The organism is Nonomuraea sp. NBC_00507, from assembly GCF_036013525.1.
Lineage (GTDB): Bacteria > Actinomycetota > Actinomycetes > Streptosporangiales > Streptosporangiaceae > Nonomuraea.
Genome location: NZ_CP107853.1, coordinates 10,878,019 through 10,891,026, shown reverse-complemented (window position 1 = coordinate 10,891,026; position 13,008 = coordinate 10,878,019). Strand labels below are relative to the sequence as shown.

Genomic DNA, 13,008 nt, shown 5'->3' with positions numbered 1-13,008 from the left:
GGGGACACGGTACTTGCCGTCGCGGGCTAGAACATGGTTCGGTTGGAGCATGGCGGAACTCGTGCTTTCAGCTGTCGACCAGGGCGTGCTCACGCTGACCTTCAACCGTCCCGACACGCTCAACGCCTGGACGGACGCGATGGGGCGGCGCTACTTCGACCTGCTGGCGGAGGCGGAGAAGGACCCCGGGGTGCGGGCCGTGGTGGTCACGGGTGCGGGCAGGGGGTTCTGCTCCGGGGCCGACTTCAAGACCCTGAACGCCATCCAGACCGGCTCCTACGACGAGACCCCCGATCCGCGGCCCACCACCTTCCCCACGACCATCGGCAAGCCGATCATCGCGGCGGTCAACGGGGCCTGCGCGGGGCTCGGCATGGTGCATGCCCTGGTCTGTGACCTGGTCTTCACGGCCGAGTCCGCCAAGTGGACCACCGCCTTCCCGCGGCGCGGGCTGATCGCCGAGTACGGGCTGTCATGGGTGCTGCCCCGGATCATGGGGCAGCAGCGGGCCATGGACGTGCTGTTGTCGGGGCGCGTGTTCACCGGGCGGGAGGCGTACGAGCTGGGGCTGGTCAACCGGGTGGTGCCGGGGGACGGGGTGGTGGCCGAGGCCCAGGCGTACGCGCGGGAGCTGGCCGTGCACAGCTCGCCGGCGTCGATGGCGGTGATCAAGCGGCAGGTGTGGCGGGATTGGGACGTCACGCTCGAGGAGTCCGCCAAGGTGGCCGTCCAGGAGATGATGGCCTCCTTCGGCCGCCCCGACTTCGCCGAAGGCGTCGCCGGCTTCCTGGAACGCCGCCCGCCGAACTTCCCGCCGCTCTGACCACCCGCCGGGTGTCGGCCCTTCCCGGTCTCGGAGCCGCCCCGGGCCGGAGACGGCTGCCGGCAGGTCCCGGCGCGGCGACACGCCTCGCGCCGGCCCGGTGGCGCGTCTCCGTGCGGGTAACGCTGGGGCGCCCCGCTGCGACGGCAGGCGCATGACCGCGGAGTGCGGCGTGCTGGGGCGCTTGCCAGGCCCGTGCCTGGGGCTCGTCGGGTGTCGGATCCGTGGCAAGCGGCTCTCCCCGTCTCGGAGCTGTGCCGTGCCCGGGAGGCCGCCGCGACCGTTGGCGGGTGGGGCGGGTCAGGCCAGGCGGTGGGCGCCGGGGGCCGGGGTGGCGGGGAGGAAGCGGGGAGGCTGGAAGCCGTGCGCGGCGTAGGCGTCCACGACCGACTGCTGGACGGCCTCCAGGCGGTCGTCGGACACCAGGGCGATGGCCGAGCCGCCGAAGCCGCCGCCGGTCATCCTGGCGCCCCGGGCGCCGCCCTTGACGGCGGCCTCCACCGCCACGTCCAGTTCGGGCGACGACACCTCGTACTGGTCCCTGAGCGACAGGTGCGAGGCGTTCAGCAGCGCGCCGATCTCGGTGATGGCGCCGGCCCGCAGCAGGCCGATGAGGGCCTCCACGCGGTGGTTCTCGGTCACGACGTGCTGGGTGCGCTTGCGCTCGTCGCCCTGCAGCAGCTCCAGGGCCGCCGCCAGATCGGTCACGTCACGCAGGGCCGGGACGCCGAGCTTGCGGGCAGCGGACTCGCACTCCGCGCGGCGCTTGGCGTATTCGCCGCCCGAGTGCTCGTGGTGGACCTGGGTGTCGATGATGAGAATGCTCAGCCCGTGGGAGGCCAGGTCGAGCGGGATGTTGCGGGAGCCGAGCGAACGGCAGTCGAGGAACAGGGCGTGCCCCTCCTCGGACAGGGCGGAGGCGGCCTGGTCCATGATGCCGGAGGGCACGCCGACGAAGCCGTTCTCGGCCTTCTGGCTGAGCAGGGCGATCTCCATGGGCGTCATGCCCAGGTCGTGCAGCTCGTTGAGCGCGGAGGCGACGGAGACCTCGAGTGCGGCGCTGGAGCTCAGGCCCGCGCCCGACGGGATGTCGCCGTCGATCGCGATGTCGGCGCCGGCCACGCGGTCGCCCAGCATGGCCAGGACGCCGACGACGTAGCGGGTCCAGCCCGTGGACTCCTCGCGGCTCGTGATCGTGACGGGCTCGCCGGAGGACTGGAGGGAGAGCAGGCGGATGGTCTTGTCCGTGCGCGGGGTGACCGCGGCCGTCACGCCCCACGGCACCGCGAACGGCAGCACGAAGCCGTCGTTGTAGTCGGTGTGCTCCCCGATCAGGTTGACGCGGCCGGGCGCGTGCCAGACGGTCTGGGGGGACGCGCCGTAGGCGGCACGGAAAGCTTCAGCAACGCGCATAACCAAACACTCCTCAACAAAGACCCGACCGTAGACTAGCGCCATGGAGGAGCTCCTGGATCCAGGGCTCGGTCAGGTCCGGGTGTTCCTGATGCATGACGACAACAAGCCGCGCAAACTCAAGCACAACCTGGGCCATCGCCGGCTGCTGACCTTCGGCGGCGCCTACTCCAATCACATCAGGGCCGTCGCGGAGGCCGGGCGCCGGCACGGGATCGAGACGATCGGCGTCATCCGGGGCGAGGAGCACCTCCCGCTCAACTCGTCCCTGGCCTACGCCGAGGCCTGCGGGATGACGCTCACCTATCTCGACCGGGCCTCCTATCGGCTCAAGCACACCGAAGAGGTGCAGGCGCGGCTGCGCGCGCGGTGGGGCGAGGATGTGGCGATCCTGCCCGAGGGCGGCAGCAACGCCGCCGCCGTGCGCGGGTGCGCCGAGCTGCCCGGGGAGATCGCTGTGCCGTACGACGTCGTCTGCTGTCCGGTCGGCACCGGCGGGACGCTGGCCGGGATCTCGGCGGGACTGCCGGAGGGCAAGCGGGCGATCGGGTTCGCGGTGCTCAAGGGGGCGGGGTTCCTCGCCGGCGAGGTGGCCAGGCTGCAGCGGGAGGCGTACGGGCGCACGTGGCCGAACTGGTCGCTCAACCTGGACTATCACTTCGGCGGATACGCCAAGACAACACCAGCTTTGGACGGATTTATCGAGAAATATCGAGTCGAAGGCGTCTATGTCGCCAAGATGCTCTACGGGATCCTCGACCTCGCCCGCCAGGGCGCGTTCGCCCCCGGCACCCGCGTCGTCGCCGTCGTCACCGGTCAGCCCTCGACCCCCGTGGCCAGGTGAGACGCACCGACCGGCTTCGACTCGGGCGACCCGCGCTGGCGCAGATAGATCGACAACACCACCATCGACAACACGGCCAGCAGCTCCGACTGCCAGTTCTGCAGACTCCGGTCCCAGAACTCCGGCGAGGTGACGTACGCGCCCCACGTGACCGGATCCCGCAGGTCCCCGAGCCGCTCGGCGTTGTACGCGGCCTGCCCCGCCACCGACTGCGCCAGCCACGACAACAGGAAGAGCAGCCCCATCACCAGCCCGAGCGAGTTGCTGTACAACCACAACCGCCACCCCTTGGCCTTGGCCCAGGAGGGGGACTGGGGAGTGGCGTGCGCCCCGATCTGCTGCTGATGGTCGGACTCCGGCCCCATCGCGTCCACCTTCTTGGACTCGGGCGACCCCTTCTGCACCAGCCACACGGTGAGCATGACGAACAGGAAGAACTGCAGGTACTCCGACTGCCAGTTCTCGGCCACGTTCACCGCGAACGCCGAGGACGCCACGTAATGGAGCACCGAGACCGGCGGGGCCCCCTCGGCCCGCTGCTGGTCGTTGAACTCCAGCGTCCCGGCCACCGCCTGGCCGGCGACCGCCAGAAGGAACATGATGAGGAAGGCCAGAGCGAGCGAGTTCTCCTTGACCCACCTCACAGCCTCGACCACCCCACGTAGAAGAACAACGTGAGACCCACCACGATCACGAGCGTGGTGAGGGCGAACATCACGCGCATCAGTCGTCCACCTCGCAGTCGTAGGGAAGGTCGGGCACCGGCTCGCAGCCCGCGGCCCTGACCCGCCACCCGTCGCTGTAGCGGTGCAGGAAGATCGTGTCACCGGCCAGCCGCACCTGGGCCTCATCCCCCCACACGCTCACCGAGACGACCACGCCGCCGGGTCCCAGCCTGAGCTCACGCAGCGCGTCGGCGCACGACTGGCCGCGACGGGGCAGCTTGTCGGCGGTCTTGCGGGCGAGCATCCCGCACGCGGCCTCGTCCTGGCCCGCGGTGATCAGGGCGTGGAAACGCTCCGCCACCCGCGCGGGGGAGACCGTGTCGACGGCGCAGCCGGTCAGGGCCACCGCCAGCACGATGAGCAGGATCCGCATGGGCCCCCTGCTACCCAGCCGTTAATCAAACATGCTGGTCGGTCAGCCGCCGAGCTGATCGAGGACGGGGGACACCAACGCGTTCAGCTCGCGGGCGAGCACCGTCACCGCGCGGTGGGCACGCTGTTCGACCTCGTCGTGCGGGCCCTCCGGCTCCGGCGGCAGGTCCTCGAGCGGCACGGGCGCCTCGACCAGCAGCGACGCCCGCAGGAACGGGATCCTGGCGAGGTCCTGCTGCGACGGATCGACAAATTGGCCGAAGGTCTCCTGCCAGCCCAGCCAGCCGCGATCGCGCCACCAGGCCCGCGAGCGGGTCAGCTCCTCGGGCAGCGGGGAGACCAGCCTGACGCGCGCGTAGAGCGACCCGTCCCAGGTGTTGCGGTGGCAGGTGGCCTCCAGGACGCGGCGGTCCCACCGTACGTATCCGGGTGTGAGGGACGGCGGCGTGGCCAGCCGCCATGCCGCACAGGCGAACCGGACGGGTGCGATGTCGCCCCACTCGAACTTCTCCAGGTTCTTACGCACGTGCACGGCATAGCGCCCGTCACGGTCCCTGTCGAACTCTTGGTCGATCCAGAACGCCTTGGCCATGGGATCTACGCTACGGCGCTCCGGCGTTCCGCAGGGCGAGGACCGGAGATCTCGGAATGTCCTGTGATCGACGCGGCGCATCTGTAGCTTTTTCACATCATTGGCTGACATTGGGGTGGAGAATGGCGTCAGAAGAGCTCGACGCGGCCATGACGTGCTGGAAGGCGGGAGAGCTCGACCGGGCCGCCGCGCTGTTCAGGCAGATCGCGGCCACGGGCGACCCGGAGGCGTCCCACCTGCTGGCCGGTCTGCTGCAGGAGCAGGGTGATCTGGAGGGCGCCGAGGCGGCGCACCGGTCGGTGATCCAGTCGGGCGACCCGGTGTTCGGCCAGCGCTCGGCCATGGCCATGGGCATGATGCTGGTCACGGCGAAGGAGTGGCCGGCCGCGCACCGGGTGCTGACGATCGCCTCGGACGGCGCCGACTTCGAGGTGGCCGCCCTTGCCGAGACGGCGATGGTGCTGGTGTGCACGCAGCTGGGCGACGCGCGGGGTGCGCAGCAGGCGCTGGAGCGGGCCCGCCGGTGCGACAGCCCCGCCGTGGCCGAGCTGGCCGCGCGCCTGGAGCTGCCGGAGTTCCACCAGGACCCGGCCTCGGCCCGCGAGCTCTACGAGCAGGCCGAGGACGAGGACGACTACCGGGTGTTGCTGACCTGCGGCGACCCCCACGTCGTGTCGCTCTCAGCGTTCCAGCTCTACCGGGTGTACGCCGAGGAGGAGGACTTCGACGCCGCTCGCGCGGTATGCGAGCACGCCATCGCCGTCGGCCACCCCGACCACCTGGCGACGGCGCACAAGCTGCTCGGCGCGGTGCTGGTGGACCTGGGCGAATACACCGAGTCCGCGGCCGCCTACCGCGTGGCCGCCGAGGACCCTCGCCCCGACGTCCGGCTGCCGTCGCTGATCGAGCTGGCCAAGGTCACCGCCCAGCTCGGCGACGAGGACGAGACGAAGGCGATCTTCCGCCGGGTGATCGCCAGCGGGCAGCGCGAGTACGTCGTGCAGGCCCAGACGTGCCTGGCCCAGATGCACACCGAGGCAGGCGAGGTCTCCGAGGCGCTGGCCGCGTTGCGGACGGTACTGGAGGCGCAGGAGGGCGAGTGGGCGTCGGTCTGCGTGACGCTGCTCGGCCTGCTGCTCGTGCAGCATCCGCAGGCGTACGACGACGTCATGGAGCTGGCGCGGCTGGCCGCCGGGCACGTGGACCCCGACGCCGCGTTCAAGGCCAGGCTGCTGCTCGACCACGACGACCGGCGGCAGCCGCTCGCCGACCCGGTGGAGGAGCAGGCGGTCCAGGACATCGACGCGGCGCTGGACCACCTGCGCGCCGGCGACCTGGCCGAGGCCAGGCGGCTGCTGCGCGGGGCCTGCGACTGCGGGGCGCCCGCGCAGTCGATCCGGGCCATGATGGCGCTGGCGGAGCTGGAGCTGGGGGAGGGCGACCGGGAGCAGGCCGACGAGCTGCTGACGTACGTGGCCGAGGGCGAGGACGTCGTGCAGGGCTTCGCCGCGGCGTTCCTCCTGCACCTGCTGCGGATCTCCGGCGAGGACCTGCACCCGGTGCTGCGCGCGGTGATCGACCACCAGCGGCTCGGGCGCGAGGAGGGGCTGGCCCGCTACCACGAGACCATGAGCCACGCCGACCCGGCCGTGGTGGCGGTGGGCACGGCGGTCTTCGCCCAGGTGCTGGCCTCCTTCGGCCACGCGTTGTCGGAGACCTCCAAGCTGCTCCACGACGCGGCCGAGTCCGGGGAGCCGCTCGCCCTGTCGTACGCGGCGGCGCTGGCCAAGGAGATCCTGCCGGACCGGGAGGAGGCGGTGGCGCTGCTGCGGCGGGCCCGGGCGGAGGGGCATCCGGTGCTGGCCCCCTGGGTGGGCTACCTGCTGGGCGGGCTGGTGGAGGACGAGCCTGCCGAGGCGCGGGCGGCGTACACGACGGCGCTGGACAGCGCGCACCAGGGGTTGCGGAGCGAGGCGGCCGGGTCGCTGGCGGCGCTGTTCGAGCAGCAAGGGGACCTGCTGGCGGCCTGCCGGCTGCACGAGCGGCGGATCGCCGGGGAGAGCGGTGACGAGGCCGGGCGCAGCGCCTGGTTGCTGGGGCTGACCTGGGCGCGGCTCGACGACCTCGCCGCCGCGCGCCGCGCGTTCGAGCTGGCGACGGGCGAGCCACCGGCGATGGGGACGTTCGCCAGGCGCCTGCTCGACCGGGACTTCGACGGCGCGGCGGAGGCACTCGCGGCCGTGCCGGAAGGCGGCAACGCGCTGCTGACGAGCATGCTCGGGATGGAGAGCGCGCACGCCTGGCAGCGGCGCGGCGAGACGGCCGCCGCCGACGCGGCGCTCTCACTGGTGGCCGCCGCCGGGCATCCGGGCTTCCGCCAGGAGGCGGACTGTTACCTGGGCGCCTTGCGCAACGAGGCCGGGGACAAGCTGGGGGCGATCGAGGCCTGGTCGCGGGCCGCGGAGGGCGAGAACGAAGGCCTGGCCGCGATGGCGCTGAGCGACCTCGCGCGGGTGCGGCAGGAGCTGGGGCAGCTGGATGAGGCGGCCGAGGCCTGTCGGCGGGTGGTGCGGGACGGCGACGAGCGGCGCCGGGCGGACGCGACGGTGCGGCTCGCGGACGTGCTGGTGGCGAGCGGCGAGCCCGAGGAGGCCCGCGAGCTGCTGGCGGCGTTCGAGGCCGAGGGTCGGCTGTACTTGGCGAGCATGCTGCGCGACCACGGCGACCTGACGGCCGCCCTGACGGTCCTGACGGCCCCGCACGCCGACGACTCCTCCAGCGCGGACGGTGGGGGTGAGGCGCGGTTGCTCGGCGAGTTGCTGGCCAGGACCGGTGACCTGGCGGGTGCGAAGGAGGCGTTCGAGCGGGCGGTGGCCGCCGGGTCCGAGTCCGCGGGCGGCACGCTGGTGACCGCCGCCCGGCTGCTCGGCGAGGCCGGCGACGCCGAGTACGCCCGCGCCGCCTACCAGCGGGCAGCCGCACTGGACGAGGACGGATGGGCCGCGGTCGTGGCCCGGGTGCGCCTGGGCACGGGCACGGCCGAGGAGCGGGGATGGGTGCTGGCCGCCGACGGCGACCGGCAAGGGGCGATCGCGGCGCTGGCCGAGGTCGTGGGCTCGGCGGCGCTGGCCGAGCTGGTGCTCGTGCTCGACAACGGCGACGTGCCGCACGCCCGCCGCCTGCTGGCCGCGCTCGCCGGTGACGACAGGCGCGACGGCCTGGTCCACGCGCTGCGTGTGGCAAGGGGCAAGGACGACGAGGCGACGGCCAGACGGCTCTACCGCCTGGTGATCGAGCTGGCCGATCGGGAGACCGCCGGGGCCGCCAGGGAGACGGCGGCGGAGGTTCGGCAGATGGCCGCGGAGGCGTACCTTTCGCTGGGTGCGAGCTGGGCCGAGGCCGGCGAGCCAGGCCGAGCCGAGCTGTGTTTCCTGCCCGCCACCGAGCATCCGGAGACGGCCCACGCCGCCTGGCACAACCTCGCCATCGTCCGCGAGCGCCGCGGCGACCTCGTCGGCGCCGTGGAGGCCCTGCGTTCCGGGATGCCCGGCACGGCCGTCGCGCTCGCCGAGATGCTGGGCGAGCGCGGCGACGCGGCAGGCGTACGGCAGGCGCTGGCGGACGGCGCGGCGGGTGGCGACCTGGAGTGCCTGCGCCTGCTGGTCACCCATCTGGTAGGCGAGCGGGAACACGAGGCCGCGGCCCAGGCGGCCGAATGGGCGGTGGCCACCGGCGACCCGCGGACCGTGTCCACGGGCTACTGGGGATGGGGCGACGCCTGCCGGGGGCTGGGCGACCTGGCGGGCGCGGCGCAGATGTACCGCAAGGGCATCGACAGCGGTTTCCCGCCGCTCATCCCCGGCCTGCGGACGAACCTGGCCAAGGTCCTGTACGACATGGGCGAGCGGGCAGGCGCGTACGAGCAGGCGGAGGCGGCCGCCGCGGCAGGGGAGCCGGACACCGCCGCCATCGGCCACATCATGATCGGCTGCTGGCGGCACGACGAAGGCGACGTGCTCGGGGCCGCCGAGGCGTTCGCCGCCGCCGCGGCCACCGGCGCGGAGCTCGCCGAGGAGGCACTGGGGAACCTGCGTGCCCTCGCCCACGAGGAGTTCGAGCGCGGCGCGCACGACGTGGCCGGTCAGGTGCTGGAGCTGATGGGTGAGCCGGGCGCGGAGGTCGCGCGGGAGCTGGGGAGGAAGTGCGCGGACCCGGCCGCCGTACGGGCGTACTTCGAGCGGGCCGGGCGGGGGCCGTTCACCGAGCTGGATGTCGCCGACCGGCTGGCGGCCCTGGGGGAGCGGGCCGAGGCGCGGGCGATCTTCGAGCGGCTGAGCGAGCACGGCGAGCCCGAGGTGCGCTTCGTCGCCGGCGGCAGGTTGCTGGAGCTGCTCGACGGCGAGGGTGACGACGAGGCGTTCTACGACGTCGCACGGCGGCACGCGGCCGACGCCGACAGCCCGATCAAGGGCGTGTTCGGAAGCCTGCTCGGCATGTTGCAGGACAACCGGGGCGACACGACCGAGTCCTTGCGCACGTTGCGGGAGGCGGCCGCCGGCGGTGAGCCCATCGCGCTGGCCACGCTCGCGCAGACGCTGATCGGCGCCGGGATGGTGGACGAGGGGCGGGAGACGTACCTGCGGGTGCTCGACGCGGGCGACGACGGGCTCGCGGCGCGGGCGATGGTCGCGCTCGGCCAGACCTATCACGACGAGGACGAGGAACGGGCGCGCGAGTGGTACGTGCGGGCCGTCGAGGCAGACGACGGGCACACCGGCGCGCTGGCCGCGATGTACCTGGGCGCGCTGGCCAAGCGGAACCGCGATTTCCCCGAGGCGCTCACCTGGTACCAGCGCGTGATCGACGCCGGCGACTGCGAGTCCGGCATGGCCGCCGCGCACCTGGGCGAGCTGTGTTACTGGCTCGGCGACCGCGACGGCGCCCTGCGTTACTACGAGCTGACGCTGGGGCTGACCGAGCAGGCCGACCTGGTGGCCGAGGCCGCCTGCAGGCTCGGGGAGATCCGGTACGAGCGCGGCGACCTGACGCTCGCCCGCCGGCTGCTGGAGGCGGCGGCGGACACCGGCGACCCGGCCTTCGCCCCGCAGGCCGAGCTCCTCCTGGAGAAGATGGGGTGAACTCAGCTCGCCCGCATGAGAAAAGACTCCGCCAAGCCCCCTGCTTCCGACCCTAGAGTGTGATCCCTTGGTTGGCCATGATCGAACAGTGGATCCTCGAGGACGAACGCGAGCTCGAAGCACGCTGCGCCCGCTTCCGGGCGGCCCGGCTGACCCTGGACCGTGGCGACGACCAACCGGACGAGGAGGATGAGACCGACACGGCGGCCTAGCCAGCATCGCTGCAGGATTCGCCTGGCTGCGTTCACGCTGGAGCAATGAAATGCGCCATCGACATCCAGGCGTCTCCCGACCAGGTGTGGGCGGTCCTCATAGACTTCGCCGGTTACCCGGCGTGGAATCCGTTCATCAGGGAGGGCTCCGGCGAGGCGGTCGTGGGCAGCAGGGTATGGACTGCCTTTCATGTTCGCTATGAAAGCCTAAGCATCTGGCCTGATCTCGTCGTGGCGCTCTTCGGGTTGGCGGCGAAGGCAAGCCCCGGGCAGGATCACCTGTCGAACCCGTATGCGTCGGCGAGGGGTCCGCCGACCTGGTTCTTGCGTGACACCACGGAACCTTCACGTCTGCCACGCAACGGGCAGTGGCCGGTTCTGGCCAGGCCGACAGGCGCGGCGGGCATCATGTCGTTCATATGTTCTACCCGGTAGGGTTCAATCACTGGTAGTCTAACGGTCACAGATAGTGAAAGCCGGAGTAGGGTAGGGGTACCACGGGGGTGTCGGTCGAGCATGGCCACACGGGGCCACGGCGCCCGATTCCAACTCGGTGCGTCGGCTTCGACACCGCTCCGCAACCGGGGCGGTGCCTTCATGAGTAAGCTCACCGCGACGGCGACTTGCACGGCTCATGGCGCGGTTGTGGAGCAGACCGGGGAGAGCGTCCCGCAGCCGCTGCTGGTGCAGCGGGTGGCGTGGCTGGCCGGCCTGGCCCGGGACTTGACCGCCGACCTGGTCGCCGAGCGGTGGACGGCGGATGATCTGGACACGCTGGCGTCCGGCGTGGGGCTGGACGGGCGGGCGTTGCCGGCCAAGGGCTGGATGGCGGTCCGGCGGCTGGGCTGGGGCCTGCCCCCGGCCCCGGGTGTGCATGTGTGCGATCGGGTGCTGCGCTGCGCCCAGGAGCAGGCCGCCCGCACCTTGCGGCTGGCGCTGCACCGCCGCACACTGGTGACGGCGATCACGACCACCTGGCCGGCCGATGCGCGCAAGCGGACCGCCGCCGAATGGGAGGCGCTGCGCAAGATGCTGCCGGACGGGGTGAGCGCGGCGGAGATCCGCAACCGCACCCGGCAGATCCGCGCCTGCCTGGACGAGCATGGCGTGCTGCCAGCCGATCTGACCGACCTGGAAGAGCCCCCGAACGTTGCGGTGCAGATCGTGCTGGCCGCGGCCGACAAACAGCTTGTCACGCTGGAACGCACCGGTGAGGGCAGCGCCCGGCTGCGGGTGAAGCTGCCCCTGGTCGCATCTCCCGCCTGCGGCAGGGACTGGGCCTGGCACGTGCTGCCGATCACCCTGCCACCCACCGTCCCTGCGGAGGCGAAGCTGTGCAGTCCGACCCTGCGGGTGGGCAAGGGCCGGGTGCGTGTCGATCTGCCGTTCCAGACCCCGATCGGCTTCACGCCCGCCACCGGACATGTGGTCGCGTGCGCCTTCGACTGGGGTGTCAACACCCTCCTCACCGGTGCGACAGGACGCCTGGCCGACGGCCGGGTCATCTCCGACGGGCGGCCACTGACCTACGACGCCAGCGGCGTGTCAGCCAAGCTGCACCGGCTGCGGGCCGAGCGTGAGCACCTGGCCGCCAAGCACGAGCATGTGCAACGGCTGCTGGCCGGCCTGGCTCCCGCCGACCCCCGCTCTGCTAACCTTCGCGCGGCTGGTGAGGCCCTCGGTGTCGAGCACGAGCGGGTGTGCGCGCGCATCCGGCGCTTGAACAAGGCGCTGGCCTGGTCGGCGGCGCGCTGGGCGGTCGATCAAGCGATCGCGGCCGGGGCGACGGTCATCTATCTGGAGGACCTGGCCACGCTGGAAGCGCGTGGACGGCGCGGGCGGGCCAATGCGCGGCTGTCGGGGCAGGTGCGCGGGCAAGTGGTGGAGGCGATCCGGCACTTGGCGGCCAAGTCCACCATCGCCGTGGTCACCGTCCCGGCGCGAGGGACGTCCAAGTACTGTCCCCGCTGCGGGGACGGCAGGTCGGTGCTGCGGCATTGCCGGGCCCCGGACCGGCTCGCCGAGCCGGGCTGGGCGTGGGCGTGCTGTCCGGTCTGCGGGCTGTCGTGTGACCGGGACTGGGCGGCGGCCGAGCGCATCCTGGCCCGCGGCCTGCTCGGCCAGCAGGCCACCCGCACCCACCGCACCACCGGCACTCGCACCATCGGCACGGTGGTGGAGGGCAACGTCGCCCGCGCCCGCCGCCGTCGTAAGCCCTCCCGGGCCGCCCGGCGCGCCCGCCATACCCGGACCGACCTGCACCCCCGGCCGGCGGCGCGGGACAGGTCCAAGGACCGTCCCACCCCGAAACGACCGGCACGCACCAGCTCGACACGCAGTTTGATGACCTCCAGCCGTGTGCCCGACCGGCGCACGGTGCCCGCCCCATTCCCTGCCGGGAGTGGACAGCGTCCGGCGGGCCATGCACCCCAGCCGGGACGGCGCCCGCCGTCCCGGACAGGGCATGTCAGGAATTCTCACCACCGGACCGGCTTCCACCACGCCCACGCCACCCCGGTGCTCGCACTCGCCGAGCACCGGCACGGCTTGAGCCAGGCTACGCCCGCTCGAATTGCCTGATTCCTTCAGAGAACTACAGAGAATTCAAGACGCTCACGTTACGGATGTACCCGATCACATTCAAGCCCAAGGTGCTGGCCGCCGAGCCGGGCAAGGTGCTCAGGTGGGTCGGTCACTTCATGGTGCCGGGGTTGTTCGACGGCACGCACGACTTCACGCTCACGGCCACCCCGGAAGGTGGCACGCATCTGACGCAGAGCGAGAGCTTCAAGGGCCTGCTCGTGCCCTTCCTCGGCAAGATGATCGAGGGCACTCAGAGAAACTTCGACAATCTCAACGAGGCACTGAAGAAGCGCGTAGAGGCCTGAT

11 protein-coding genes are annotated in these 13,008 nt (G+C 72.1%); 7 read left to right on the top strand and 4 right to left on the bottom strand.

From position 1 onward, the window contains the following. Nucleotides 1-49 precede the first annotated feature (49 nt). On the top strand, nt 50-823 hold the full coding sequence (locus tag OHA25_RS51985) for an enoyl-CoA hydratase-related protein (RefSeq protein ID WP_327584260.1): 774 nt from the start codon (nt 50-52) through the stop codon (nt 821-823). A 300-nt stretch (nt 824-1,123) separates the two neighbouring features. Here the strand turns inward: OHA25_RS51985 and galK are convergent, their stop codons facing one another. Next, nucleotides 1,124-2,236: a galactokinase gene (gene galK, locus OHA25_RS51980; RefSeq protein WP_327584259.1), complete on the bottom strand. Its 1,113-nt coding sequence runs from the start codon at nt 2,234-2,236 to the stop codon at nt 1,124-1,126. Between the two features lie 43 nt (nt 2,237-2,279). Between galK and OHA25_RS51975 the strand changes: the two genes are divergently transcribed. Next, on the top strand, nt 2,280-3,080 hold the full coding sequence (locus tag OHA25_RS51975) for a 1-aminocyclopropane-1-carboxylate deaminase/D-cysteine desulfhydrase (RefSeq protein ID WP_327584258.1): 801 nt from the start codon (nt 2,280-2,282) through the stop codon (nt 3,078-3,080). On the opposite strand, the gene OHA25_RS51970 is transcribed toward OHA25_RS51975, so the two are convergent. From OHA25_RS51970 to OHA25_RS51960, 3 genes are all read right to left on the bottom strand, one after another. Then, entirely contained in the window at nt 3,053-3,736 is a 684-nt protein-coding gene (locus OHA25_RS51970; protein WP_327584257.1) for a DUF6766 family protein, read from the bottom strand. The genes OHA25_RS51975 and OHA25_RS51970 overlap by 28 nt on opposite strands. Nucleotides 3,737-3,803: 67 nt before the next feature. Beyond that, on the bottom strand, nt 3,804-4,178 hold the full coding sequence (locus OHA25_RS51965; protein WP_327584256.1) for a hypothetical protein: 375 nt from the start codon (nt 4,176-4,178) through the stop codon (nt 3,804-3,806). Nucleotides 4,179-4,220: 42 nt separating this feature from the next. Beyond that, complete coding sequence (locus OHA25_RS51960) at nt 4,221-4,769, bottom strand: hypothetical protein (protein ID WP_327584255.1); 549 nt, start codon at nt 4,767-4,769, stop codon at nt 4,221-4,223. Between the two features lie 122 nt (nt 4,770-4,891). On the opposite strand from OHA25_RS51960, the gene OHA25_RS51955 reads away from it, so the two are divergent. From OHA25_RS51955 to OHA25_RS51935, 5 genes are all read left to right on the top strand, one after another. Continuing rightward, on the top strand, nt 4,892-9,907 hold the full coding sequence (locus tag OHA25_RS51955; RefSeq protein ID WP_327584254.1) for a hypothetical protein: 5,016 nt from the start codon (nt 4,892-4,894) through the stop codon (nt 9,905-9,907). A gap of 77 nt (nt 9,908-9,984) precedes the next feature. Continuing rightward, nucleotides 9,985-10,119 (top strand): hypothetical protein, encoded by a 135-nt coding sequence (locus OHA25_RS51950; RefSeq protein ID WP_327584253.1) that lies wholly within the window; start codon nt 9,985-9,987, stop codon nt 10,117-10,119. A 45-nt stretch (nt 10,120-10,164) separates the two neighbouring features. After that, nucleotides 10,165-10,554 (top strand): SRPBCC family protein, encoded by a 390-nt coding sequence (locus tag OHA25_RS51945; protein WP_327584252.1) that lies wholly within the window; start codon nt 10,165-10,167, stop codon nt 10,552-10,554. A 162-nt stretch (nt 10,555-10,716) separates the two neighbouring features. Next, entirely contained in the window at nt 10,717-12,699 is a 1,983-nt protein-coding gene (locus OHA25_RS51940) for a zinc ribbon domain-containing protein (RefSeq protein ID WP_327584251.1), read from the top strand. Next, nucleotides 12,696-13,007 (top strand): SRPBCC family protein, encoded by a 312-nt coding sequence (locus OHA25_RS51935; RefSeq protein WP_442942245.1) that lies wholly within the window; start codon nt 12,696-12,698, stop codon nt 13,005-13,007. The genes OHA25_RS51940 and OHA25_RS51935 overlap by 4 nt, the downstream gene beginning before the upstream one ends. The last annotated feature ends 1 nt before the right edge of the window (nt 13,008 follow it).